Source organism: Streptomyces sp. JK94, assembly GCF_053613315.1.
Window position 1 is genome coordinate 23,425 of record NZ_JBSICH010000003.1, and the last position, 23,806, is coordinate 47,230.

Consider the following 23,806-nt stretch of genomic DNA (forward strand, 5'->3'; position numbering starts at 1 on the left):
AGACGGTGGTGCCCGGTGCGCAGGCGGCGGACACTTCCGGGATCGGGTCCCGAAAAGGGGTGCGGGTTCACATCCCGTCGCCGGCTCCGGGCCGACGTGGCGGAAAGCGGAAGACACCTCCGGCCTTTCCCGCCGCCGGTTCCGGCCCCGGGCCCCCTTTCCCCGCCGCGTCTTCCTCCGGACGGAATACGGGGGAACGCACCATGGCGCGATTCAACACCAAGGCCGCGAAGGCGCGGCCCACCTCGCGCGTGACGTCGACGGGCCGGGTGTTGCGCACCCGCGAGGGCGGCCGGGGCCGCGAGCGCGACGCGCGCTCCGAGCTGTTCCCGCTGGCGGTCACCCACCTCGCGTCCCAGCGGACCTTCTACGAGTCCGGCGCCGACCGGGACGACCGCTTCGCCGCGCTCGTGCGCGACCTCGCCGTGCGCCACCCGTCCTGGACGGCCGGCCTGCTCGGCTGGCTGCGCGGCGCGGGCCACCTGCGCACCGCCTCGGTCGTAAGCGCCGCCGAGTACGTCAAGGCCCGCCTCGACGCCGGTGCCACCGGCGGTCCCGCCAACCGGCAGGTGATCGCCTCCGTCCTCCAGCGGCCCGACGAGCCCGGCGAACTGCTCGCGCGGGTCCCGGAGCACGTGCCGGTCTACACCTGGAACCTGGCCGGGTACCGGGCGGGCCACGGGCCGTCCGGCAAGGGCAACCGGCACACCTTCGGCGGCCTCTCGGACGCCGCCTTCCGGATGGTTCCGCTGCTGGAGGCGGCCCGGGACGCCGACTGGCCCTGGGCGGCCTGAGCCGGCCGCCGGTCCGGACCTCGGGGAGGAGCGCGGGCCCGTGGCCGCGGACGCGGCGCGGTAGGGTGCGCGCAAGGTCGGCTGGTGGGCAGGGAGTGACGGGATGGCGCAGGTCAGGCCCATGCGTGCGGATGCCCGGCGCAATCGCGAGCGGCTGCTCGTGGTGGCGGCGGAGGCCTTCGCCGAACACGGTGAGGGCGCCTCGCTGGACGACGTCGCCAAACGCGCGGGGGTCGGCGTCGGCACGCTGTACCGGCACTTCCCGACGCGGCAGGCGTTGCTGGAGGCCGCCTACCTGGAACGGATCGAGGCGATCGCGGCCCGCGCGGACGTGATCGCGGAGGAGCTGGCGCCGGGCGAGGCCCTGGTCGCGTGGCTCGACGAACTCGCCGCCGGGATGCTCCAGGTGCGGGGGCTGCGGGCGCTGCTGGGCACGGCCGTCACGGACGGCGGGCCGGCGGCGGACCGGGCGTGCGGTGACTGCGTGCGGGGCGCGGTGACGCGGTTGGTCCTGGCCGCGCGGGACGCGGGCGCCCTGCGGGCGGACGTCGAGCCGATCGAGGTGCTGCGGCTGGTGCACGGGGTGGCGACGGCGGCCGAGTCGACGGAGGGGGAGCGGGCGGCGTCCGTCCGGCGGTACCTGTCGCTGGTGTGGCACGGACTGCGGGCGTAGGGCCTCCCGGCGCCCCCGTTCGCCTGCTTCCAACCGTCGGCCTCGGTCCATCGGCCTCGGCGACGCCATTCCGCCCCCTCCCGCCCGTCTCCGGGCGACGACGGGGAGCGGCCGGACGGGCCCCGGGCCCGTCGGCGGGGTGCTCCCGGCCAGGGAGCGCCCCGCCCGCCGACCGCTTACAGGGCCTGGGCCGACGGCTTCACCATGCCGCGGACCGTGCGGGACTTGACGAAGTCGCCCATGGCGGTCATCTCCCACTCGCCGGAGTACTGACGGATCAGCTTCGCCATCATCACGCCGGTCTGCGGCTCGGCACTGGTGAGGTCGAAGCGGACCAGCTCCTCACCGCTCGCGGCGTCGATGAGGCGGCAGTAGGCCTTGGCGACCTCCGTGAACTTCTGGCCGGAGAACGAGTTGACCGTGAAGACCAGGCCGCTGACCTCCTGCGGGAGCCGGCCCAGGTCGACGGTGATCACCTCGTCGTCACCGCCGCCCTCACCGGTGAGGTTGTCGCCGGAGTGCTTGATGGCGCCGCCGACGATGGACAGCTTGCCGAAGTAGCAGCTGTCGATGTGGTTGCGCTGCGGGCCGTAGGCGATGACGGACGCGTCCAGGTCGATGTCCTTGCCGCGGTACGCCGGCTCCCAGCCGAGGCCCATCCTGACCTGGGAGAGCACCGGACGGCCGCCCTTGACCAGGGAGACGGTCTGGTTCTTCTGGAGGCTGACCCGGCCCTTGTCGAGATTGATCTTGCCGGTGCCCGGGGCGGGCGCCGGCGGGGCGGCCGGGGCCGGGGGCGGGGCGGCGGGCATCGCGGGCGCGGCGGCCGGGGGCGGCGGGGTGGCCGCCTGGGGCCGCGGCGGGGCCGGCGGGGCGGCCGGGGAGGTCGGCTCCTCCACCGAGACGCCGAAGTCCGTCGCGATGCCGGCGAGGCCGTTGGCGTAGCCCTGGCCGACCGCACGGGCCTTCCAGACGCCGTTGCGCAGGTAGACCTCCACGATCACCAGTGCGGTCTCGCTGCCGAGCTGCGGGGGCGTGAAGGTGGCGAGGACGGAGGCGTCGCCCGCGTCGCGGAGGGTGGCGGTCGGTTCGATGCCCTGGAAGGTCTGCCCGGCGGCGTCCGGACTGGCGGTGACGACGATCTTCTCGATGCCCGGCGGGACGGCGGCGGTGTCGATCACGATCGCGTCCGGGGCGGTGCCGCCGCCGGAGAGGTAGGTCACGCCCTGGCCGGTGGGCTGGTTGTAGAAGATGAAGTCGTCGTCGGAGCGCACCTTGCCGTCGGCGGTGAGCAGCAGGCCCGATACGTCGAGCCGCACGGGCGCGGCGACGTCCACCGTCACGCGGGCGGCGGAGAGGGGGATGTTCGAGCCGGGGGTCATAGCTGTCATGCCGGGTGAACGAGCGAGGGCGTTTTACCGTTCCCTTACCCGGCGGCCGATCGGGTCACGAGCGCGGACGTCCCGGCCGACGGCGGTTGCGGGGTGGTCGCGGGCGGTGCGTTCGGTGCCGCGTCCGTAGTCGTCGTTACGGCGGGCCATCACCAGGTGGGGGTCGCCGGCGGGGACCTCCTGGAGGAAGCGGGCGGCGCGGGAGCCGTTCAGGGTGGTGGCGGGGCGGGAGTGGTGGGTGATGCGGACGGTGCCGCTCGCGGTGGCGGTGAAGGCGAAGCCGTGGGATTCGGACATGCCGGGAGGGCAGGGGCGGGGCCGGACCAGTGGGTTTCGTCCCCGCCGGTCCTTCCCCCGCCCTTCTCCGCCGTCTCCTCCCGGTCCCTTCCCCGGGGGCCGTGCCGCGGCCCCCTTCCTTCCGGCCGTCGGCCCCTTCGCGCACGCCGGACGGACTAGCGCGTCACGGCACGACCACGATCTTCCTGCCCACCCCCGCCGCGAACTGCTCCAGCGCCTGCGGGTAGCGGTCCAGCGGGATGCGGTCGCTGATGAAGACGTCGGGGTCCAGCACGCCGTTCGCGAAGAGCTCCGCCGCACGTTCGTAGCTGTGCAGGACCGCCATCGAGCCGGTGATGGTGATCTCCTGGTTGTAGATCCGGTACGGGTCGATCTGCACCCGCGTCGCGTAGTCGGCCACGCCGAACTGGAGGAACGTGCCCGCCTTGGAGACCCGGTCCAGGCCGTCCTGGATCGCCGCCGCGTTGCCGGTCGCGTCGATGACGAGGTCCCAGCCCTGAGGGCGGTCCAGCTCGTCCGGGGTCGCGGCCGACGCCGAGACGCCGAGGCTGCGGGCGGTCTCCAGGCGGGCCGGGTTGACGTCGACCATGTCGACGCTGGCCGCGCCGGTCCGCTTGGCCAGCTCCAGCATCATCAGGCCCATCGTGCCGGAGCCGTAGATCAGGACGTGGGCGCCGAGGCGGGACTGGAGGACGTCGTAGCCGCGGACCGCGCAGGACAGGGGCTCGATGAGCGCCGCGTCCTGGGTGCGGACGTGCTCGGGGAGCTTCACGCAGTTCGCCACCGGTGCCACCGCGTACGTCGCCGCGCCGCCCGCCGTCGTCACGCCGATGGCCGCCCAGCGCTCGCAGAGGTTGTTGTGGCCGGTGCGGCAGTACCGGCACTCGTGGCAGTACAGGGACGGGTCGACCGCGACCTGGTCGCCGACGGACACCTCCGTCACCTGGGCGCCGACGCCGACCACCTCGCCGGCGAACTCGTGGCCCGGCACGATGGGGAGCTTGGGCGCGAACTCGCCCTGGAGGATGTGCAGGTCGGTGCCGCACAGGCCGCAGGCGGCGACCTGCACGACGACCTCGCGGGGCCCGGGCGTCGGGTCCGGGACCTCGGTGACGACGGCACGGCCCACGGACTCGATGACGGCGGCCTTCATTTCACTGCTCCCAATGACAGGCCCTGGACCAGTTTGTCCTGGGCGGCGAACCCCGCGGCGAGCACCGGCAGGGAGATGACGAGCGACGCGGCGCACACCTTGGCCAGGAACAGGCCCTGGCTGGTGATGAAGCCGGTCAGGAAGACGGGGGCGGTCTCGGCGACCACACCCGTCAGGACCCGGGCGAAGAGCAGTTCGTTCCAGCTGAAGATGAAGCAGATCAGCGACGTCGCGGCGATGCCGGGGAGGGCGATGGGCGCGACCACGCGGGTCAGGATCGTCGGCAGCCGCGCGCCGTCCACCCGGGCCGCCTCGATGATCGCGACCGGGACCTCGGCCAGGAAGGACTGCATCATCCAGACCGCGATCGGCAGGTTCATCGAGGTGTAGAGGATGACCAGCAGCCAGATGTTGTCCAGCAGGCCCGTGTTCTTGGCGAACAGGTAGATCGGCAGCAGGCCGGCCACCACCGGCAGCATCTTGGTGGACAGGAAGAAGAAGAGGACGTCCGTCCACCTCTTCACCGGGCGGATGGAGAGGGCGTAGGCGGCGGGGAGGGCGAGGACCAGGACGAGGAGGGTCGAGGCGATCGACGCCACGGCCGAGTTGACCAGTGCCGGCCAGGGGCTCGCGCCGCCGCCCGCGCCGAAGAACTCGCGGTAGCCGTCCAGGGTCAGCGACGCCGCGAAGGACGGCGGATTGGTGGCGGCGTCCTCCTCCGAGTGGAACGAGGTGAGCGCCATCCACGCGATGGGCAGGAAGAAGACGATGCCGGCCAGCCAGGCCACCAGGCCCAGACCGGCGCCCGCCTTGCGGCGGACTCGTACGGGCTTACGGCCTGCGGCTGCGGGCCCTACGGTGGTGGCGCTCATGCGCGGCCGACCTCCTCGCGGAACAGGGACGACACCACGCGCAGGGCGAAGGTGGCGATGATGATCGAGCCGATGACGACCAGGACGCCCGCGGCCGAGGCGAGGCCGTTCTCGTGGGCCTGGTAGAAGCTCTGGTAGACGGTGTAGGGCAGGTTGGCCGTGCCCAGGCCGCCGGACGTGAGGGTGAACACCGCGTCGAAGTTCTGGACGATGTAGATCGAGCCGAGCAGGGCGCCCAGTTCCAGATAGCGGCGCAGGTGGGGGAGGGTGAGGTGGACGAAGATCTGCCAGTCGTTCGCGCCGTCCACGCGCGCGGCCTCGATCTGCTGCTGGTCCCGGCTCTGCAGTCCGGCCAGCAGGATGAGCATCATGAAGGGCGTCCACTGCCACACCAGCGAGGCCTCCACCGCGAGCAGCGGGGTGTTCGAGATCCAGTCCGGCTGCGGTCCGCCCACGTAGTGCAGCAGGCCGTTGAGCAGGCCGTACTCGGGGTTGTAGAGGACGTGCTTCCAGAGCAGGGCCGCCGCCACGGGGACCACCAGGAACGGGGCGATGAGCAGGGTGCGGACCACGCCCCGGCCCTTGAACCGGCGGTCCAGCAGCAGGGCGAGTCCCAGGCCGATGACGAGGCTGGCCAGGACCACCCCGACCGTCAGCAGGATCGTCGTCCACACCGACTGGCGCAGGTCCGGGTCGCCGAGGACGTCGCCGTAGTTGGTGAAGCCGGTGAAGTGCCGGGCGTCCGGATAGAGGGAGTTCCAGTCGAAGAAGGAGATCACCAGGGTCGCCACGAAGGGCAGCTGGGTGACCGCGATCATGAAGATCAGGGCGGGGAGCAGGGGCGCGCGGGTGGCCCAGGCCTTCAGCCGGGTGGACGGCGGGCGGACGGGCGCGGGCGCGCGGTCGGGTGCGGCCGAGGGGGCCGTGGTGGTGGCGGTCATCGTCCCTCGTACTCCTCGGAGATCTTCTCGGCGAGCTGCTGGGACTTCTCCAGGGCCTCCTCGACGGACTGCCGTCCGGCGATGGCCGCGCTGATCTCCTGGGAGACCTTGGTGCCCAGGTCGGTGAACTCGGGGATGCCGACGAACTGGATGCCGGGTGCGGGACGCGGCTGCACGCCGGGGTCCTTGGGCTTCGCGCCCTCGATGGCCTCCCTGGTCATCTCCTGGAAGGCGGCGGCCTCCTCGCGGTAGGCCGGGTTCTCGTACGTCGAGGCGCGCTTGCCGGCCGGGACGTTGGACCAGCCGATCTCGTCGCCCACCAGCTGCTCGTACTCCTTGCTGGACGCCCAGGAGACGAACTTCCAGGCCTTGTCGCTGTTGCGGGAGGCCTTCTGGATGCCCCAGGCCCAGGTGTAGAGCCAGCCGGAGGTGTCCGTCCTCTCCACCGGGGCGGGGGCGTAGCCGACCTTGCCCTTGACCGGGGACCCGGCCGCGTCCAGGGAGCCGGCCGCGGAGGTGGCGTCGTACCACATGGCGACCTTGCCCTGGGTCATGTTGTTGAGGCACTCGGCGAAGCCGGACTGCGCGGCGCCGGACTGGCCGTGCTCGCGGACCAGGTCGACGTAGAACTTCGTGGCCTTCTCCCACTCGGGCGAGTCGAGCCGCGCCTGCCACTCCTGGTCGAACCAGGTGCCGCCGAAGGTGTTGACGACCGTCGTCAGGGGGGCCATCAGTTCGCCCCAGCCGGGCAGGCCGCGCAGGCAGATGCCCTTCATGCCGGGTTCGGCCCCGTCGAGCTTCGCGGCGAGGTCGGCCACCTGGGTCCAGGTGGGGTGCTCGGGCATCGTCAGGCCCTCTTTCGCGAACACGTCCTTGCGGTACATCAGGAAGGACGACTCGCCGTAGAAGGGCTGGCCGTAGAGCTTGCCGTCGTCGCCGGTGAGGGACTCCCGCATCGGTTTGAGGACGTCCTCCTCGTCGTAGGCCGGGTCCTCGGCGACGTAGGGGTCCATCTCCTGCAGCCACTCGTTGCGGGCGTAGATCGGTATCTCGTAGTTGGAGAGGGTGGCGGCGTCGTACTGGCCGGCCTGGTTGGCGAAGTCCTGGCTGATCTTGTCGCGGACGTCGTTCTCCGGCAGGACGGTGAAGTTCACCTCGATACCGGTCTCCTTGGTGAAGTGGTCCGCGGTGAGCTTCTGCAGCTCGACCATCTGCGGGTTGTTGACCATCAGGATGTTGATGGCGTCGCCGCCTGATCCGGACCCGCCCGCCCCGACCCAGCAGCCGGAGAGCAGCGGGGCGAGCAGCGTCCCTGCGGCGGCCGCTGCGAGCGTGGCTCGCGGCCTTCGTCGGCTCTGGGTTCGCATGGATCGCTCCTGAACATAGGGGGAGGTATGGGGCTTTGTGGGGCGGTTGTGGGCGTGAGGGCGCCCTGGGGGAGGGGCGTGGGGCGGGTGCCGCGCGGGGCGTCAGACGCGGATGACCTGCGGTCCGAGCAGCGAGTAGCGGTGGGCCTCGGCCGTGGGCAGCAGCGTGCTGGTGACGATCGCGTCCAGGGCGCCGACGTCCGCGAACCGGCAGAAGCTGACCGCTCCGAACTTGGTGTGTGTGCCCGCGAACACGGTGCGGCGGGCGGCGCGGATCGCCTGGGCCTTGACCTCGCTGACCGCCGGGTCGGGGGTGGTGAGGCCGTGTTCGCGGGAGATGCCGTTGGCGCCGATGTACGCCAGGTCGATGACGAAGCCGGCCAGCATCTTCGTGGTCCAGTGGTCGACGGTGGCGAGCGTGCCCGAGCGGACCCGGCCGCCGAGCAGCAGGACGGAGGTGTCGCCGGCCTCGGCGAGGGCGCCGGCCACCGGCAGCGACGCGGTGACCACGGTCAGCGGCCGGTCGCGGGGCAGGGCCTCGGCGATGAGCTGGGGGGTGAAGCCCTCGTCGACGAAGACCGTCTCCGCGTCGCCGAGCAGGTCGGCCGCGGCGGCGGCGACCCGGCGCTTCTCGGGCACGTGGCTGGTGGCGCGGAAGGCGAGCGTGGTCTCGAAGCCGGCGCTCTCCACGGGGTAGGCGCCGCCGTGGGTGCGGCGGACCAGGCCGTGGTCCTCCAGGGCGCGCAGGTCCCGTCGTACGGTCTCCTTGGCGACGCCCAGGTCGGCCGCGAGCGCGGTGACGTCGACCGATCCGGTGGCGCGGGCGACCCGCACGATCTCGCGCTGGCGTTCCTCCGCCGTCCTCGTGCCCATGCCGAACACCTGCCTCACCGCCTCGTCGCCGTGCCCTGCCCGTTCGGGCCCGTCGGACCCATGGGGGAAGTTCTACAGCGGCCGTGCGGCACTGACCAGGCCTGTTGCGGAACCGATGCTGCCCGTTTGTGCCCGTTCCGGTCGCCGGGTGTCCGGCGTGGACCTGGAATGCTGCGGTGCGGGGAGTGGGAACGGGCAGCGGGGATGCCCGTATGCGGGGGCGGACGGGCCCGTTCGGTGCCCGCCCGCCTCGTTCACCGGCCGGTTCCGGTCAGTACGGCCAGATCGGAGGGTCGGTCACGAAGTGGCCGCCCAGGCGGGTGTGCGCCGGGTCGTCCGGGTCGAGGTCGCCCTGTTCGGCGATGAGCTTCTCCGCGTACGGCTCGGAGTCGTCCTGCGGTTCGTAGCCGAGGGCGCGCGCGGAGGTGAGGTCCCACCACAGGCGGGTGTTGGCGGAGGAGCCGTGGACGACGGTGTGCCCGACGTTCTCGGCGGTGAGGGCGGCGTGGAAGAGGCGGGCGCCGTCGGCGGGGCTCATCCACAGCGAGAGCATGCGCACGCTGGTGGGCTCGGGGAAGCAGGAGCCGATGCGGACGGAGACGGTCTCGATCCCGTGCTTGTCCCAGTAGAACTGGGCGAGGTCCTCGCCGAAGCACTTGGACAGACCGTAGAAGGTGTCCGGCCGGCGCGGGGCCTCGACCGGGATGAGGGGGTCGCTGCCGCGGGGGCGCGGGGTGTAGCCGACGGCGTGGTTGGAGGAGGCGAAGACGACGCGGCGGACGCCCTCTTCGCGGGCGGCCTCGTAGAGGTGGTAGGTGCCCTCGATGTTCGCCTTGAGGATCTTGTCGAAGGGGGCTTCCAGGGAGATGCCCGCGAGGTGGATGATCGCGTCGACGCCCCGGACCGCCTCCCGCAGGGCCGCCCGGTCGGCGAGGTCGGCGGTGATCGCGTCCGGCTCGCCGTCGATCGGGCGCAGGTCGAGCAGGCGCAGCTCGTACCCGAAGGCGGGGAGCAGGTTCTGCATCAGGGTGCCGAGGCCGCCGGCGGCGCCGGTCAGCAGGACGGTGCGGGGAGCGGGCATCCTCGGGGCTCCTAGGTCTCCTGTGGGTCTCCTGACGGCAGCCGTGCGTATGAGCGGCTGGCGTTCATATGCGTGGACACGTTAAGGAACCCGTGGTCAGCCGTCAAGGACCGGTTTCCTTGACGGTGCTCGCGAGGCTGGCTTAGCGTGGTCGTGTTCAGAAATATAGACGAAGGTCATACATATGGAATGGGGAGCGCCCGTGACCTCAGCCCCTCTCGTCGCCCGGCTCACCGGCCCCGGCGGACCGCTGTTCTTCCCCGTCACGGCGTACGGCCCCGGTGGCGAGATCGACCTCGACGTCTTCCGCGCGCATGTGCGCCGCGGGGTCGAGGCCGGGGCCGCGGCGGTCTTCGCCTGCTGCGGCACCGGCGAGTTCCACGCGCTGACGCCGGAGGAGTTCCGGGCCTGCGTCCGGGCGGCCGTCGAGGAGACCGCGGGGCGGGTGCCCGTCCTGGCGGGCGCGGGCTACGGCACCGCCCTCGCCGTGCGCTACGCCCGCCTCGCCGAGGACGCCGGGGCCGACGGGCTGCTCGCCATGCCGCCCTACCTGGTGCTCGCCGGGCAGGAGGGGCTGCTGCGGCACTACCGCGAGGTGGCCGCGGCGACCGGCCTGCCGGTGATCGTCTATCAGCGCGACAACGCCGTGTTCACTCCGGAGAGCGTGGTCGAACTGGCCCGCACGGAGGGGATCGTCGGCCTCAAGGACGGGCTCGGCGACCTCGACCTCATGCAGCGGATCGTCAGCGCCGTCCGCACCGGGGTCCCCGGGGACTTCCTCTACTTCAACGGGCTGCCGACCGCCGAGCAGACCCAGCTCGCCTACCGCGCGCTCGGCGTCACCCTCTACTCCTCCGCCGTCTTCTGCTTCGCCCCCGAGATCGCCCTCGCCTTCCACCGGGCGCTCCGCTCGGGGGACGAGGCGCTCGCGCACCGGCTGCTGGACGGCTTCTACCGGCCCTTCGTCGAACTCCGCGCCCAGGGGCGGGGGTACGCCGTCGCCCTGGTCAAGGCGGGCGTACGGCTGCGCGGACTGGACGTGGGGGAGGTGCGGCCGCCGTTGCAGGAACCGACCGAGGAGCACGTGAAGCGACTCGCCCGGGTGATCGAGCGGGGCTACGCGCTGCTCGACGAGGAGGAGGCCAAGTGAGGGCCTCGGCGTTCGTCTACCCCTGGGACGTCAACGGGGACCCGGGCGCCGCCGCGCGCGTCGCGGGCACCGGCGTGGCGCAGGCGACGCTCGCCGCCGCCTACCACTCCACCCGCGCCCTCACCCCGCGCCACCCGCGCCACCGCGTCGTCACCGCCGAGTACGCCGCCGTCCTCTACCCGCCGGACACCGCCCGCTGGCGGGGCCGGGACCTGCGCCCGTACGAGGCCGGCGACTGGGCGCCCGGCGACGCCTGGGGCGAGGCGGCGGACGCGCTCGCGGACGCGGGCCTGGAGGTGCACACCTGGGTCGTCCTCGCCCACAACTCCCGCCTCGGCACCGAGCAGCCGCACACCTCCGTCGTCAACGCGTACGGCGACCGCTACCCCTGGGCGCCCTGCATCGCGCAGCCCGCCACGCGCGCGTACCTCACCGACCTGGCCGCCGAGGCCGCGGTGCGGCCCGGGGCGCGGGGGACCGAGCTGGAGTCCCTCGGCTGGTACGGGCTCGCCCACCTGCACGCCCACGACAAGACCGGCGGGGTCGGCCTCGGGGACGCCGGACAGTACCTGATGTCGCTGTGCTTCTGCCCGCACTGCCGGGCGGGCTACGGCGCGCAGGGCGTCGACGCCGACGCGCTGGCCGCCGCCGTACGGGCCGCGCTGGAGCCGGTGTGGCGGGGGACGGCGCCGTCGGACGGGGGCTGGGCCGGTGTCGAGGAGCTGCTCGGCGAGGCGCCGGCGGACGCCACGCGCGCGTGGCGGGACGGGACCGCCCGCTCCCTCCAGGAGGCGGTGGTCGGGGCCGTGCGCGCCGCCGCGCCCGACGGCTTCCAGGTCCTGCTGCACGCCGACCCGGTGTCGTACCACTGCGGCGCCAACGCCGGCGTCGACCCCGCGCACGTCCTGTCCGTCGCGGACGGCGTGGTCGTGCCCTGCACGGGCGGCCCGGAGCTGCTGACGCCGTTCGCCGGGCAGGGCCGCGCCGGGGCCGTCCTCGCCGCCAACCTCACCGTGGTCTCCGGCATGGGCGGCCGGCCGGAGGCCCTCGCCGCGGACGCGGCACGCGCGCGCGACCGGGGCGCGACGGAGCTGCGGCTGTACCACGCGGGACTGGCGTCGGACCGTGACCTCGAGGCGGTGCGCTCGGGTCTCGCGGCGCGGTGAGCGTGCCGCGGTGAACTCGGCGCGGTGTGCGCGGCGCGCGCCGCCGCAGCCGTCGGCCCCGCCCGTCCCGGCAGACCCCGGGGTGCCCGGGACCCGCGCCCCGGGCACCCCGCGCCGGGCCGGCGGCGGACGCCCCGGCAGCGCCTCGCGCGGCCGGGGTTCCGAACGACCGTCCCCGCAGGTGGGAGGCCCTTCACCGCTGCCGTTCGCGCGGCGGCGGGGCGATGGCCCGCGGTCGCACGCCGCGGTCCGCGCCGGTGCGTGCCGCACCTCCCGCCCCGCCGCCGCGCGGACGGCGCACCCGTCGGGCAACCTCAACTTCCTTTGTCAGAAGCATTGACGTGGCCCCGCGCCCCTCCTACCTTCAACGCGTCGTACTCCGTACGTCATATATGAGACGCGATACGCGAGATCAGATACGCGAGGGGGTCCCCCGGGCCCGGCACGCGGCATCAGGCCCGCGCATCCGACGCGAGACTCCGAGAGGCGCGCATGACCTCTGTGCCCACGCCGATCCCCTCCCGCACGCAGTACGTGCTGGAGGAGATCAAACGCCGCATCCTCACCGGCCGGCTGACGCCCGGCCAGGCCCTGGTCGAGACCGACCTCGCCGCACAGTTCGGGGTGTCCAAGACGCCGGTGCGCGAGGCGCTCAAGACGCTGGCCGGTACCGGGCTGGTCGTGATGAACCAGTACAAGGGCGTCACGGTGCGCATGGTGGACGCGGACATGGCGCGCGAGGTGTACGACGTACGGCTGCTCCTGGAGCCCGAGGCCCTCCGGCGCGCCGTGCGCCGCGGGGCCTCCCTGGAGGCCGCGACCGACGCGCTGACCCGCGCCGACCGGGCCACGGACGCCGCCGAACGCTCGCTCGTCAACCGCGAGTTCCACCGCGCCCTGTACGTGCCGTGCGGCAACCCACTGCTCGGCCGGATGCTCGACGAGGTCCGCGACCAGGCGGCCCTCGTCTCCGCCGTCGCCTGGGCCGCCGACCCCTCCTGGGAGCGGGAGGCCCGCGAACACCAGGAGATCCTGCGCCTCGCCCTCGCCGGTGACGCGGACGGCGCGGCCCGCGCCCTCCACGCCCACATCGCGTCGTTCGTCGAGCGGGCCTTCCCCGAAGTGGGAGCCCAGGTCCAGGAAGAGGACGGTCAGGCATGACAGCGACGTTCGAGACCCAGCGGGCGGCCCTGGCCGGCGTGGTGGCGATCCCCGTGACCCCGTTCGCCGAGGACGGCACCGTCGACCCCGCCACCTACCGGGCCCTGCTGCGTCGTCTCCTCGACGGTGGCATCACGACCCTCACCCCCAACGGCAACACCGGCGAGTTCTACGCCCTGACCCCGGCCGAGCGGCGCCTCGTCACCGAGCTGACCGTCGAGGAGGCCGGCGACCGCGCGGCGGTCCTGGTCGGTGTCGGCCACGACGTGCCGACCGCGGTCGCCTCCGCGCGGCACGCCCGCGACCTGGGCGCCTCCATGGTGATGGTCCACCAGCCCGTCCACCCCTACGTCTCCCAGAGCGGCTGGGTCGACTACCACCGCGCCATCGCCGAGGCCGTGCCCGCCCTGGGCGTCGTGCCCTACATCCGCAACCCCCGGCTCACCGGCGCCCGCCTCGCCGAACTCGCCGACGCCTGCCCCAACGTCGTCGGCGTGAAGTACGCCGTCCCGGACGCCGCCAGGTTCGCCGCCTTCGCCCGCGACGCCGGCCTCGACCGCTTCGTGTGGGTCGCGGGACTGGCCGAACCGTACGCCCCCTCGTACTTCTCCGCGGGCGCCACCGGCTTCACCTCGGGGCTGGTGAACGTCGCCCCGGCCGTCTCGCTGAACATGATCGAAGCGCTTCGGTCCGGCGACTACGCGGGCGCCATGAAGGTCTGGGAGCAGATCCGCCGCTTCGAGGAACTGCGCGCCGCCGACGGCTCCGCCAACAACGTCACCGTGGTCAAGGAGGCTCTCGCCTCGCTCGGACTGTGCCGCCGGGACGTCCGCCCGCCGAGCAGGCCGCTGCCCGAGAACGAGCGCGCCGAGGTCGCCGGCATAGCCGCGGGGTGGTCGGCATGAGGCCCCCGGAGCAGCTCCGCAGCCACCAGTGGTACGGCACGGACGGCCTGCGCACCTTCAGCCACCGCGCCCGCACCCGCCAGCTCGGCTACCTGCCCGAGGAGCACCTCGGCAAGCCGGTCATCGCCGTCCTCAACACCTGGTCCGACATCAACCCCTGCCACGTCCACCTGCGCGACCGGGCCCAGGCGGTCAAGCGGGGCGTCTGGCAGGCGGGCGGCTTCCCGCTGGAGTTCCCGGTCTCCACGCTCAGCGAGACCTTCCAGAAGCCGACCCCGATGCTCTACCGCAACCTGCTCGCCATGGAGACCGAGGAGCTGCTGCGCTCCTACCCGGTCGACGGCGCCGTGCTGATGGGCGGCTGCGACAAGTCCACCCCCGCCCTGCTCATGGGAGCCGCGTCGGCGGACCTGCCCGCGGTGTTCGTGCCCGCCGGGCCCATGCTCCCCGGCCACTGGCGCGGCGAGACCCTCGGCTCCGGCACCGACATGTGGAAGTACTGGGACGACAAGCGGGCCGGCCTCATCGGCGACTGCGAGATGCAGGAACTGGAGAGCGGTCTGGCGCGCTCGCCCGGCCACTGCATGACCATGGGCACGGCGTCCACGCTGACCGCCGCCGCCGAAGCCCTCGGCGTCACGGTGCCGGGCGCCTCCAGCATCCCGGCCGTCGACTCCGGACACGACCGGATGGCCGCCGCGGCCGGCCTGCGCATCGTCGAACTCGTCCACAAGGACCGCAGGCTCAGCGACATCCTCACGGCCGACGCCTTCGAGGACGCCGTCACCACCGTCCTCGGCCTCGGCGGGTCCACCAACGCCGTGATCCACCTGATCGCCATGGCGGGCCGCGCGGGCGTCACCCTCACCCTCGACGACTTCGACCGCGTCGCCCGCACGGTCCCGGTGCTGGCCAACGTCCGGCCCGGCGGACGGACGTACCTGATGGAGGACTTCCACTTCGCCGGCGGACTGCCCGGGTTCCTCTCCCGCATCCCGGACCTGCTCCACCTGGACCGGCCCACGGTGTCCCACGACACGATGCGCGAGCAGCTGGAGGGCGCCCTCGTCCACGACGACGACGTCATCCGCCCCCGCCACCGCCCCGTGGCGGCCGAGGGCGGGGTCGCCGTCCTGCGCGGCAACCTCTGCCCCGACGGCGCCGTCATCAAGCACATCGCCGCCGAACCGCACCTGCTCAAGCACACCGGCCCCGCGGTCGTCTTCGACGACTACCGGACGATGCAGCGCACCATCAACGACCCGGACCTGGGCATCACGGCCGACAGCGTGCTGGTGCTGCGGGGCTCGGGCCCCAAGGGCGGCCCCGGCATGCCCGAGTACGGGATGCTGCCCATCCCCGACCACCTGCTCAAACAGGGGGTACGGGACATGGTCCGGATCTCCGACGCCCGGATGAGCGGGACGAGTTACGGCGCGTGCGTGCTGCACGTGGCCCCCGAGTCGCACGTCGGCGGACCGCTCGCCCTGGTGCGCACCGGCGACCCGATCACCCTCGACGTCGAGGCGCGCTCCCTCCGGCTCCACGTGGACGACGAGGAACTGGAGCGCCGCCGGGCCGCCTGGACGCCGCCGCCCGCCCGCTACGAACGCGGCTACGGCGCGCTCTACAACGAACAGATCACCCAGGCCGACACCGGCTGCGACTTCGAGTTCCTGGCCCGCCCGGGCACGGTGCAGGACCCGTACGCCGGCTGAGGCCCACGGCAGACCCGCGCCCACCCCTGCCCATGGAGAAAGCGCTTCCCGCACGACCCACGCACGACGTACCAGAACGGAGAACTGTCATGGCCCAAGCCGCAGCCGTGGCGAAACCGCCCGCGCCACCCCGGCGGCGCCGTGCCTCGGCCACGCCGCGCAGGCTCCCGTACCTGCTGATCGCCCCGGCGGGTCTGCTGATGCTGGGCTTCATCGCCTACCCGGTCATCAGCGTCTTCTACTACAGCCTGCAGGACTACAACCCCACCAAGCCGTGGCGGAACGGCTACGCGGGCCTCGACAACTTCGTCAGGATCTTCACCGACGACCCGATGTTCTGGGACACCCTCGTCTTCAGCGCCAAGTGGGTCTTCGTCGAGGTCGGACTGCAACTGCTCTTCGGCCTGGCGCTGGCGCTCATCGTCAACCAGACCTTCGTGGGCCGGGGCGTCGGGCGCGCCCTGGTCTTCTCCCCGTGGGCCGTCTCCGGCGTGCTGACCTCCGCGATCTGGGTCCTGCTGTACAACTCCCAGACCGGCATCAGCCGCTACCTCGCCGACCTGGGCATCGGCGACTACGGCACCAGCTGGCTGTCGGACACCTCGACCGTGTTCTCCGCGGCCGTCGTCGCCGACCTGTGGCGCGGTGTCCCCTTCTTCGCCATCCTCATCCTCGCCGACCTCCAGTCCGTCTCGAAGGACCTGTACGAGGCCGCCGAGGTCGACGGGGCGAGCCGGATCAAGCAGTTCTGGCACATCACGCTGCCGCACCTGAAGGACGCCATCATCCTGTCCACGCTGCTGCGCGCGGTGTGGGAGTTCAACAACGTCGACCTGCTCTACACCCTGACCGGCGGCGGGCCGGCCGGAGTGACCACCACACTCCCGCTGTACATCGCCAACACCAGCGTCGACGCCCACGACTTCGGCTACGCGTCGGCCCTCACCACGGTCGCGTTCGTGATCCTGCTCTTCTGCTCGATCGTCTATCTGCGGCTGAGCAAGTTCGGAGGCGAGAACAAGTGATCACCAAGGAGGCCACCGCGCCCGCCCCCGCGCCCGCGCGGGCCGACCGCGAACCGCCGCGGCCGGCGAAGAAGCACCGCCCCGCCTGGGACGAGGTCCCCCGCTGGCAGATCTACCTGCCCCTCGGCATCTACCTGGTCTTCACCCTGATCCCGTTCTACTGGATCCTGCTCTTCGCGCTGCGCCCGGCCGGCTCGACCTCGCTCGTGCCCTGGCCGATGACCTTCGAGCACTTCGAGAAGGTGTGGACCGACCGGAGCTTCGGCACCTTCTTCCAGAACAGCGTCTACGTCGGTCTCGCGACCCTGGTGATGACCACGCTCGTCGCCCTGGCCGGCGGCTACGCCCTCGCCCGGTTCGACTTCACCGTCAAGCGGGCCTTCATGCTCGCCCTGCTCTGCTCGCAGTTCGTGCCGGGCGCGCTGCTCCTGGTGCCGCTCTTCGAGATCTTCGCCGAACTGCAGATGATCAACTCCCTCGGCAGCGTCATCATCGCCGAGACCGTCTTCCAGCTGCCGCTGTCGATGATCCTGATCAGCAACTTCATCAAGAACGTGCCGTACTCGCTGGAGGAGGCCGCCTGGGTCGACGGCTGCGGACGCTTCCGGGCCTTCCGGATCGTGGTGCTGCCGCTGCTGCGACCGGGTCTGATCGCTGTCGGCTCCTTCGCCTTCGTGCACTCCTGGAACCACTTCCTGTTCGCCCTGATGTTCCTCAACAACCAGGAGAAGCAGACCATCCCGGTCGGCCTCAACACCCTGATGAGCGCGGACAGCGTCGACCTCGGGGCGCTCGCGGCCGGCGGCATCATCGCGGCCGTGCCCGTGGTGCTCGTCTTCGCCTTCATCCAGAAGTGGCTGATCACCGGCTTCAGCGCGGGGGCGGTGAAGGGATGAGCCGGATCCCCGTCGTCCTCGCCGGCGCCCGCGGCCACGGCCGCTGGCACGTCGCCAACATCCGTCGCCTGGAACGCGCGGGTCTGGTCCGGCTCGCCGGCGTCTGCGAGCTGACCCCGCTGACCGAGGAGGAGGCCGGCGGGGAACCGCCCGAGCAGTCCACCGACTTCGGCGCCCTGCTCGACTCCACCGGCGCCCGGATCGCCGTCGTCTGCACACCGATCCCCACCCACACCGACCTCGCCCTGACCGCCGCCCGCAACGGCGTGCACCTGCTGCTGGAGAAGCCTCCGGCTCCCTCCTACGCCGAGTTCCGCCGGATGGCCGACGGGGTCGCCGAGGCCGGCGTGGCCTGCCAGGTCGGGTTCCAGTCGCTGGGCTCGCACGCCGTGCCGGCCGTCCGCGAGCTGATCGCCCAGGGCGCGGTCGGCGAGGTGGTGGGCATCGGCGGGGCCGGCGCGTGGGTGCGCGACGAGGCCTACTTCCGCCGGGCGCCCTGGTCGGGCCGGCGGCGGCTGGACGGCGCCGACGTGATCGACGGCGCGCTGACCAACCCCCTCGCGCACGCCGTCGCCACCGCCCTCGCGCTCGGCGGCAGCACCCGCGCCGAGGACGTCACCGGCATCGAGACCGAACTGAGCCACGCCAACGACATCGAGGCCGACGACACCTCCTGCGTCCGGATCACCACCGCGCGCGGGCCCCGGATCACCGTCGCCGCGACCCTGTGCGCCGAACGGGCCGACGAGCCGTACGTCCTCGTGCACGGCAGCAGCGGCCGCATCACCTTCTGGTACAAGCAGGACCGCGTCCTGCTCCAGCGCGGCGGCCACGGCCCCGAGGAGTTCGAGTACGGCCGCACCGACCTGCTGGAGAACCTGGTCGCGCACCTCACCACCGGCGCCGGCCTGCTGGTCCCGCCGGACGAGACCGGCGCCTTCATGAAGGTCGTCGAGGCGATCCGCCGGGCGCCCGACCCCGAGCCGCTGCCCGACTCCGCCTGGCACCGCGTGCCCGGCGAGAGCCGCCGCGTGGTCCCCGGCATCGACGGCCTCGTCGCCGCCGCCGCCGACACCCTCTCCCTCTACTCGGAACTGGGCGCCCCCTGGGCGCCGCGCACACAGCACCCCCTGAACGAGGTGAGCACCCGATGACCGGCACCGACTCCCCGGTACTGCGCGTGGCGGGCCGCCCCGTCGGCCGGTACGTCGTCCGCCCGGAGCTGCCCGCCCGGCTCTCCCCGCGCCCCCACCTGCATCCCGTCACCACCCTGGCCGGCACGGCCGTGACCGAGTCCCGCCCTGCCGACCACCTCCATCACCTCGGCGTCGGTGTCGCCGTTCCCGACGTCGAGGGCCACAACTTCTGGGGCGGACGCACCTACGTCCGCGACCAGGGGCCGACCGAACTGGACAACCACGGCGCGCAGCGGCACACCGCCTTCCAGCTCCGCGACCCCGACGGCTTCGTCGAGGAGCTGCGCTGGGTCGCCGCCGGCACCGAACTGCTGCGCGAGCGCCGCACGGTCGCGGCCACCGGCCTGACCGCCACCGCCTGGGCGCTGGACTTCACCTTCTCCCTCACCAACGTCACCGCGGGCGCGCTCACCCTCGGCAGCCCCGCCACCAACGGCCGCCCCGGCGCCGCCTACGGGGGCTTCTTCTGGCGCGCCCGCAAGGAGGGCTCGGCCCCCCGGGTCTTCACCGCCGACCGCGAGGGCGAGCGCGAGGTGCACGGCCGCCGCGCCGACTGGCTCGCCCTGACCGGCGACACCTGGTCCCTGGTGTTCGCCGGGGCCACCGGGCGGACCCGGCACGACCCGTGGTTCGTGCGCACCGAGGAGTACCCGGGCGTCGGTTCCTCCCTGGCCCACGACGAGCGGCCGGCCATCGCCCCCGGCGACACCCTCGTCCGCCGGATCGTCACCGTGGTCGCCGACGGCCGGCTCGACGCCGAAGGCGCCGCGGCCCTCGTACGGAAGGCGGTGGGCCCGTGATCGGCGAGACCGCCCGGTCGTACACCAACCCGGTCCTCAACGCGGACTGGTCCGACCCGGACGTCGTCCGCGTCGGCGACGACTTCTACCTGACCGCCTCCAGCTTCGGCCGCGTCCCCGGCCTGCCGCTCCTGCACTCCCGGGACCTGGTCAACTGGACGCTGGTCGGGCACGCCCTGGCCCGGCTGGAGCCCGCCCGGGCCTTCGCGGCGCCGCGGCACGACTGCGGCGTCTGGGCCCCGTCGCTGCGGCACCACGCCGGCCGCTTCTGGATCTTCTGGGGCGATCCCGACCAGGGCGTCTTCCAGGTCAACGCCCCCGACATCCGGGGCCCGTGGACCGCGCCGCACCTGGTGAAGGCGGGCAAGGGCCTGATCGACCCCTGCCCCCTGTGGGACGAGGAGAGGGGCGAGGCGTACCTCGTGCACGCCTGGGCCCGCTCCCGCTCCGGCATCAAGAACCGCCTCACCGGCCACCGCATGGACCCCGGCGGCACCGCACTGCTCGACGAGGGCGAGGTGATCGTCGACGCCGACCGCATCCCCGGCTGGTTCACCCTGGAGGGCCCCAAGCTCTACCGGCACGACGGCTGGTTCTGGATCCTGGCGCCAGCCGGGGGAGTGGACACCGGCTGGCAGGGCGCCCTCCGCTCCCGGGACTTCTTCGGGCCGTACGAGGAGAGGGTCGTCCTCGAGCAGAAGGACACCGACGTCAACGGCCCCCACCAGGGCGGCTGGGTGCGCACGGCGTCCGGCGAGGACTGGTTCCTGCACTTCCAGCAGCGCGGGGCGTACGGGCGGGTGGTCCACCTCCAGCCGATGAGGTGGGGGACCGACGGCTGGCCGGTGCTGGGCGACGACGGCGCCCCGGTCGCCGAGCACCCGCGTCCCGCCCTGCCGCCGCAGCCGCCCGCCGCGCCCGCGACCGACGACGACTTCCCCGGCGGGCGGTACGGCCGCCAGTGGTCGTGGACGGCCAACCCCCGCGAGGGCTGGGCCACCCAGCACGCCGGGGACGGCCTGCGGCTCGCCTGCGTCCGCTCGGCCGACGCGCACGACCTGCGCAAGTCGGCGAACGTGCTCACGCAGCGGCTGCCCGGCGACCCCTCGGTCGTCGAGGTGGAACTGCGCCTGGACGCCCGGGAGCCGGGCGCCCGGGCCGGGCTCGCGGTGCTCGGCGACACCTACCGCTGGATCGGGCTCCAGCGGGCCGCGGACGGGACCGTGCAGCTGGTGCACCGCTTCGCCGAGTCGACCGCGCAGGCCGAGCGGGATGCCGACCACCCCCGGCCCGCACCCGGGGGCCGGGTACGGCTCAGGATCGAGGCCGGCCCGGACGCGCGCTGCCGCTTCCTCCACGACCTCGGTGACGGCCCGCGCCCCACCGGCCAGGTCTTCGCCGCCACCCCGTGGCGCTGGGTCGGCGCGCTGCTCGGCCTGTTCGCGCTCGCGCCCGCCGGCGAGGGACACGCCGGCACGGCCACCTTCACCCGGTTCCGGATCGGACCCAGGTAACCACACCACCCGTACGCCTCTTGGGAGCCGCAATGACGCACCTCCTCAGCAAGCGCCCGCCGGGGGCCGGCAGGACCCTGGCCACCGTCCTCGTGCCGGCCGCCGCGCTCACCCCCGGGGCGGCCGGGGAGGCGTCGGCCGCCCCGGCCGCGGAGCCGGGGGCGCCTCGCCCCGCCGGCCGGCCGCACGGTTCCGCCTCCCCCGCGGGCGGCAAGGTCGTCACCGTCACCGGCCAGGCCGCGCCGGCAAAGTACGCGGCGGCCGCGGAGCCGTACGCCATCCGGGTGGCGGGCCCGACCGCCGTCGCGCCCGTCGGCTCGGAGACCGTGGCCGCCTCCGGCAGGACGACCGCCGGCCCCCGCTGAACCACCCACCGCACCACCCAAGACCCCACGTGTGCAGTCCGTCCACCGCTTCGTTCATCCCTCCGTTGGATCCAGAAGAAGAGAGCCGACCAATGAAGATCAGCATGCGCAGCAGCAGAAGCACAGGCACGCGCCGGACGTCCGCCGCCGTCGCGCTCGGGGCCGTGCTCGCGCTGACCGCCACCGCCTGCGGCGACGACGGCGGCGGGGCGGGCGGCGACAAGGGCGCCGAGGGCAGCGGCAAGGGAAAGATCGTCTTCTGGGACAACAACGGCGGCATCCGCACGGAGGTCTGGAAGGAGATCATCGCCGGCTTCGAGAAGGCGAACCCGGACATCGACGTGGAGTACGTCGGGATCGCCGCCACCGAGTACCAGTCCAAGGTCGACACCGCCATCCAGGGCGGGGGCCTGCCGGACGTCGGCGGTGTCGGCGCGGCGATGCTCGCCGGCTTCTCGGCCCAGAACGCGCTGGAGCCGCTGGACGACCGGCTCGGCGAGTCCTCCCTGAACGACAAGCTCAACGAGGACATGGTCACGTCCCTGAAGGCGGCCGGAGGCGGCGACGGCACGCTGTACTCGGTGCCGACCTCCGCGAACAACGGCGTCCTCTACTACCGCACCGACCTCTTCGACAAGGCGGGCCTGGAGGCGCCGACCACCTGGGACGCCTTCTACACGGCCGCCGACAAGCTCACGAACGCCGGCGAGAACGAGTTCGGCTACACCATCCGCGGCGGGTCCGGCTCCATCGCCCAGGCGCTCGACGCGATGTACGGGCAGTCCGGCATCACCTCCTTCTGGGACGCCGGCAAGGAGAAGACGACCGTCAACGACCCGAAGAACGTCGAGGCGCTGGAGAAGTACGCGGCCCTTTACAAGAAGGCCACGCCGGCGGCCGACGTCAACAACGACTTCGCCAAGATGGTCGCCCAGTGGGACTCCGGCACGATCGGCATGCTCAACCACAACCTGGGCTCCTACCAGGACCACGTGAAGGCCCTCGGCGTCGAGAAGTTCCGTGGCATCCCGCAGCCGGTGGGCGCCTCCGGGAAGCGGGTGCAGGTCTCCAACCCGGTCGACGGCCTCGGCATCTTCAAGAGCTCCAAGAACAAGGAGGCCGCCTGGAAGTTCGTCGAGTTCGCCGCGTCGGCCGAACAGAACTCGAAGTTCAACGAGTCGGCCGGGCAGGTGCCGTCGAACACCGAGGCCGCGAAGGACGAGTGGATCCAGCAGGCCGAGCCGACGAAGCTGGCGGCGGAGGCCCTGAACGACGGGTCCACGACCATCGTCCAGCTGCCGTACTACCTGCCGGACTGGAACACGATCTCCAAGGCGGACAACGAACCGAACCTCCAGAAGGTGCTGCTCGGGAAGATGAGCGCGAAGTCGTTCCTCGACACGATGGCCGAGGAGCTGAACGAGGCGCAGGCCGAGTGGAACGAGCAGATGGGTTAGCCGTACCCGGGCCCTGCCGTGGGGCGGTCTGCCGCATGCGGGCCGCGGACCGCCCCCGGCTCGTCGCGCCACGCGGCGCAGCCGCACGGCGGACAGCCCCGCGCCCCCTGGACAAGAGCCGTCCCTCCCCTCGTGAAAGGCACACCGGCATGTCACTCAGCCGAAGGCAGGTCACCTCGGCCGCCGTCGCATCCCTTCCGCTCGTGTTCGCCGCCACCGGTACCGCCCGCGCCGGCGGGCACCGCCACCCCACTCTGTACATCGCCGGCGACTCCACCGCCGCGCAGAAGTACGCCGACGCCGAGCCCGAGACCGGGTGGGGGACGGCGCTGCCGTTCTTCCTCCGCAAGGACCGGGCCGTCGCCAACCACGCGGTGAACGGGCGGAGTTCCAAGAGCTTCGTGGACGAGGGCCGGCTCGACGTCGTCCTGGGCCTGATCCGGCCCGGTGACCTGCTCCTCGTCCAGTTCGCGCACAACGACGAGAAGAGCGAGGACCCCGCCCGTCACACCGAGCCCTGGACGACGTACCAGGACCACCTGCGGCTGTACGTCGACGGCGCGCGGGCCCGCGGGGCACGGCCGGTGCTGGCCACGCCCGTCGAGCGGCGGCGGTTCGACGCGGCCGGTACCGCGCAGCCGAGCCACGGGGAGTACCCGGCGGCGATGCGGGCGCTCGCGCGGGAGGAAGACGTGGCGCTGCTCGACGTGCAGGCCCTGTCCCTCGCGCTGTGGCAGCGGCTGGGTCCCGAGGGGACCAAGACGTACTTCAACTGGACCGCCACCGAGCAGGACAACACCCACTTCAACCCGCCCGGTGCCATCGAGGTGGCCCGGCTCGTCGCGCGCGAGCTGCTGCGCACGCGGGTGCTGGCGCACCGGGACCTGCGCCGGCTGGACGAGGAGATCCCCGAAGCGTGGATCGACTGGCCGACGGGGACCACCGCGTAACGCACCTCGATCGCGTCCCCGACCCGCACACACCCGCACGCACCGCACGAAGAAGGAGAGC

22 protein-coding genes and 1 pseudogene are annotated in these 23,806 nt (G+C 72.8%); 15 read left to right on the top strand and 8 right to left on the bottom strand.

The genetic code is table 11. The annotated features are described in order from the left end of the window. Nucleotides 1-203: 203 nt before the first annotated feature. A pseudogene (locus ACVV2G_RS03205) lies at nt 204-620 on the top strand (TROVE domain-containing protein); the annotation flags it as partial. A gap of 277 nt (nt 621-897) precedes the next feature. Next, a complete protein-coding gene (locus ACVV2G_RS03210) occupies nt 898-1,467 on the top strand; it encodes a TetR/AcrR family transcriptional regulator (RefSeq protein ID WP_453841019.1) in 570 nt (189 codons plus the stop codon). A 176-nt stretch (nt 1,468-1,643) separates the two neighbouring features. Here ACVV2G_RS03210 and ACVV2G_RS03215 read toward each other — a convergent pair whose 3' ends face one another. From ACVV2G_RS03215 to ACVV2G_RS03250, 8 genes are all read right to left on the bottom strand, one after another. Beyond that, nucleotides 1,644-2,849, bottom strand: a complete 1,206-nt coding sequence (locus ACVV2G_RS03215) for a TerD family protein (RefSeq protein WP_453841126.1) — start codon at nt 2,847-2,849, stop codon at nt 1,644-1,646. Nucleotides 2,850-2,882: 33 nt separating this feature from the next. Then, entirely contained in the window at nt 2,883-3,155 is a 273-nt protein-coding gene (locus tag ACVV2G_RS03220; protein WP_453841020.1) for a hypothetical protein, read from the bottom strand. Nucleotides 3,156-3,318: 163 nt separating this feature from the next. Then, nucleotides 3,319-4,308, bottom strand: a complete 990-nt coding sequence (locus ACVV2G_RS03225) for a zinc-dependent alcohol dehydrogenase family protein (protein ID WP_453841021.1) — start codon at nt 4,306-4,308, stop codon at nt 3,319-3,321. Beyond that, on the bottom strand, nt 4,305-5,180 hold the full coding sequence (locus ACVV2G_RS03230) for a carbohydrate ABC transporter permease (RefSeq protein WP_453841022.1): 876 nt from the start codon (nt 5,178-5,180) through the stop codon (nt 4,305-4,307). Before ACVV2G_RS03230 ends, ACVV2G_RS03225 begins: the two co-directional genes overlap by 4 nt. Further along, complete coding sequence (locus tag ACVV2G_RS03235) at nt 5,177-6,121, bottom strand: carbohydrate ABC transporter permease (RefSeq protein ID WP_453841023.1); 945 nt, start codon at nt 6,119-6,121, stop codon at nt 5,177-5,179. The genes ACVV2G_RS03230 and ACVV2G_RS03235 overlap by 4 nt, the downstream gene beginning before the upstream one ends. After that, nucleotides 6,118-7,488 (bottom strand): ABC transporter substrate-binding protein, encoded by a 1,371-nt coding sequence (locus tag ACVV2G_RS03240; protein ID WP_453841024.1) that lies wholly within the window; start codon nt 7,486-7,488, stop codon nt 6,118-6,120. The genes ACVV2G_RS03235 and ACVV2G_RS03240 overlap by 4 nt, the downstream gene beginning before the upstream one ends. Nucleotides 7,489-7,590: 102 nt before the next feature. Next, nucleotides 7,591-8,361, bottom strand: coding sequence for a DeoR/GlpR family DNA-binding transcription regulator (locus tag ACVV2G_RS03245; RefSeq protein ID WP_453841025.1), 771 nt, complete (start codon nt 8,359-8,361; stop codon nt 7,591-7,593). 271 nt (nt 8,362-8,632) lie between these two features. Further along, a complete protein-coding gene (locus ACVV2G_RS03250; protein ID WP_453841026.1) occupies nt 8,633-9,442 on the bottom strand; it encodes an NAD-dependent epimerase/dehydratase family protein in 810 nt (269 codons plus the stop codon). A gap of 202 nt (nt 9,443-9,644) precedes the next feature. Here ACVV2G_RS03250 and ACVV2G_RS03255 point away from each other — a divergent pair, with 202 nt between their 5' ends. From ACVV2G_RS03255 to ACVV2G_RS03315, 13 genes are all read left to right on the top strand, one after another. Continuing rightward, complete coding sequence (locus ACVV2G_RS03255) at nt 9,645-10,592, top strand: 5-dehydro-4-deoxyglucarate dehydratase (protein ID WP_453841027.1); 948 nt, start codon at nt 9,645-9,647, stop codon at nt 10,590-10,592. Next, nucleotides 10,589-11,758 carry a hypothetical protein gene (locus ACVV2G_RS03260; RefSeq protein ID WP_453841028.1) on the top strand — a complete coding sequence of 390 codons (1,170 nt, stop codon included), beginning with the start codon at nt 10,589-10,591 and terminating at the stop codon, nt 11,756-11,758. Before ACVV2G_RS03255 ends, ACVV2G_RS03260 begins: the two co-directional genes overlap by 4 nt. 492 nt (nt 11,759-12,250) lie before the next feature. After that, on the top strand, nt 12,251-12,919 hold the full coding sequence (locus ACVV2G_RS03265) for a GntR family transcriptional regulator (RefSeq protein ID WP_453841029.1): 669 nt from the start codon (nt 12,251-12,253) through the stop codon (nt 12,917-12,919). Then, the gene (locus ACVV2G_RS03270) at nt 12,916-13,824 is read left to right on the top strand and encodes a dihydrodipicolinate synthase family protein (protein WP_453841030.1); all 909 of its coding nucleotides are present in this window, start codon (nt 12,916-12,918) and stop codon (nt 13,822-13,824) included. The genes ACVV2G_RS03265 and ACVV2G_RS03270 overlap by 4 nt, the downstream gene beginning before the upstream one ends. Beyond that, on the top strand, nt 13,821-15,542 hold the full coding sequence (araD, locus tag ACVV2G_RS03275) for an L-arabinonate dehydratase (protein WP_453841031.1): 1,722 nt from the start codon (nt 13,821-13,823) through the stop codon (nt 15,540-15,542). The genes ACVV2G_RS03270 and araD overlap by 4 nt, the downstream gene beginning before the upstream one ends. A gap of 89 nt (nt 15,543-15,631) precedes the next feature. Continuing rightward, nucleotides 15,632-16,567, top strand: coding sequence for a carbohydrate ABC transporter permease (locus ACVV2G_RS03280; protein ID WP_453841032.1), 936 nt, complete (start codon nt 15,632-15,634; stop codon nt 16,565-16,567). Continuing rightward, nucleotides 16,564-17,463: a carbohydrate ABC transporter permease gene (locus ACVV2G_RS03285; RefSeq protein WP_453841033.1), complete on the top strand. Its 900-nt coding sequence runs from the start codon at nt 16,564-16,566 to the stop codon at nt 17,461-17,463. Before ACVV2G_RS03280 ends, ACVV2G_RS03285 begins: the two co-directional genes overlap by 4 nt. Further along, complete coding sequence (locus ACVV2G_RS03290) at nt 17,460-18,617, top strand: Gfo/Idh/MocA family protein (RefSeq protein ID WP_453841034.1); 1,158 nt, start codon at nt 17,460-17,462, stop codon at nt 18,615-18,617. The genes ACVV2G_RS03285 and ACVV2G_RS03290 overlap by 4 nt, the downstream gene beginning before the upstream one ends. Next, on the top strand, nt 18,614-19,459 hold the full coding sequence (locus ACVV2G_RS03295) for a DUF6807 domain-containing protein (protein WP_453841035.1): 846 nt from the start codon (nt 18,614-18,616) through the stop codon (nt 19,457-19,459). Before ACVV2G_RS03290 ends, ACVV2G_RS03295 begins: the two co-directional genes overlap by 4 nt. Beyond that, the gene (locus ACVV2G_RS03300) at nt 19,456-20,973 is read left to right on the top strand and encodes a glycoside hydrolase family 43 protein (RefSeq protein WP_453841036.1); all 1,518 of its coding nucleotides are present in this window, start codon (nt 19,456-19,458) and stop codon (nt 20,971-20,973) included. Before ACVV2G_RS03295 ends, ACVV2G_RS03300 begins: the two co-directional genes overlap by 4 nt. Nucleotides 20,974-21,005: 32 nt before the next feature. After that, complete coding sequence (locus ACVV2G_RS03305) at nt 21,006-21,338, top strand: hypothetical protein (protein WP_453841037.1); 333 nt, start codon at nt 21,006-21,008, stop codon at nt 21,336-21,338. 92 nt (nt 21,339-21,430) lie between these two features. Continuing rightward, nucleotides 21,431-22,795 (top strand): ABC transporter substrate-binding protein, encoded by a 1,365-nt coding sequence (locus ACVV2G_RS03310; protein ID WP_453841038.1) that lies wholly within the window; start codon nt 21,431-21,433, stop codon nt 22,793-22,795. A 149-nt stretch (nt 22,796-22,944) separates the two neighbouring features. Then, a complete protein-coding gene (locus ACVV2G_RS03315; protein WP_453841039.1) occupies nt 22,945-23,745 on the top strand; it encodes a rhamnogalacturonan acetylesterase in 801 nt (266 codons plus the stop codon). Nucleotides 23,746-23,806: the final 61 nt, after the last annotated feature.

Excerpts from the sequence above, each read along its gene's own strand:
- ACVV2G_RS03210 (WP_453841019.1), top strand. The coding sequence starts at position 898 with ATGGCGCAGGTCAGGCCCATGCGTGCGGATGCCCGGCGCAATCGCGAG.
- ACVV2G_RS03215 (WP_453841126.1), bottom strand. The coding sequence starts at position 2,849 with ATGACCCCCGGCTCGAACATCCCCCTCTCCGCCGCCCGCGTGACGGTG.
- ACVV2G_RS03220 (WP_453841020.1), bottom strand. The coding sequence starts at position 3,155 with ATGTCCGAATCCCACGGCTTCGCCTTCACCGCCACCGCGAGCGGCACC.
- ACVV2G_RS03225 (WP_453841021.1), bottom strand. The coding sequence starts at position 4,308 with ATGAAGGCCGCCGTCATCGAGTCCGTGGGCCGTGCCGTCGTCACCGAG.
- ACVV2G_RS03230 (WP_453841022.1), bottom strand. The coding sequence starts at position 5,180 with ATGAGCGCCACCACCGTAGGGCCCGCAGCCGCAGGCCGTAAGCCCGTA.
- ACVV2G_RS03235 (WP_453841023.1), bottom strand. The coding sequence starts at position 6,121 with ATGACCGCCACCACCACGGCCCCCTCGGCCGCACCCGACCGCGCGCCC.
- ACVV2G_RS03240 (WP_453841024.1), bottom strand. The coding sequence starts at position 7,488 with ATGCGAACCCAGAGCCGACGAAGGCCGCGAGCCACGCTCGCAGCGGCC.
- ACVV2G_RS03245 (WP_453841025.1), bottom strand. The coding sequence starts at position 8,361 with ATGGGCACGAGGACGGCGGAGGAACGCCAGCGCGAGATCGTGCGGGTC.
- ACVV2G_RS03250 (WP_453841026.1), bottom strand. The coding sequence starts at position 9,442 with ATGCCCGCTCCCCGCACCGTCCTGCTGACCGGCGCCGCCGGCGGCCTC.
- ACVV2G_RS03265 (WP_453841029.1), top strand. The coding sequence starts at position 12,251 with ATGACCTCTGTGCCCACGCCGATCCCCTCCCGCACGCAGTACGTGCTG.
- ACVV2G_RS03270 (WP_453841030.1), top strand. The coding sequence starts at position 12,916 with ATGACAGCGACGTTCGAGACCCAGCGGGCGGCCCTGGCCGGCGTGGTG.
- araD (WP_453841031.1), top strand. The coding sequence starts at position 13,821 with ATGAGGCCCCCGGAGCAGCTCCGCAGCCACCAGTGGTACGGCACGGAC.
- ACVV2G_RS03280 (WP_453841032.1), top strand. The coding sequence starts at position 15,632 with ATGGCCCAAGCCGCAGCCGTGGCGAAACCGCCCGCGCCACCCCGGCGG.
- ACVV2G_RS03290 (WP_453841034.1), top strand. The coding sequence starts at position 17,460 with ATGAGCCGGATCCCCGTCGTCCTCGCCGGCGCCCGCGGCCACGGCCGC.
- ACVV2G_RS03295 (WP_453841035.1), top strand. The coding sequence starts at position 18,614 with ATGACCGGCACCGACTCCCCGGTACTGCGCGTGGCGGGCCGCCCCGTC.
- ACVV2G_RS03305 (WP_453841037.1), top strand. The coding sequence starts at position 21,006 with ATGACGCACCTCCTCAGCAAGCGCCCGCCGGGGGCCGGCAGGACCCTG.
- ACVV2G_RS03310 (WP_453841038.1), top strand. The coding sequence starts at position 21,431 with ATGAAGATCAGCATGCGCAGCAGCAGAAGCACAGGCACGCGCCGGACG.
- ACVV2G_RS03315 (WP_453841039.1), top strand. The coding sequence starts at position 22,945 with ATGTCACTCAGCCGAAGGCAGGTCACCTCGGCCGCCGTCGCATCCCTT.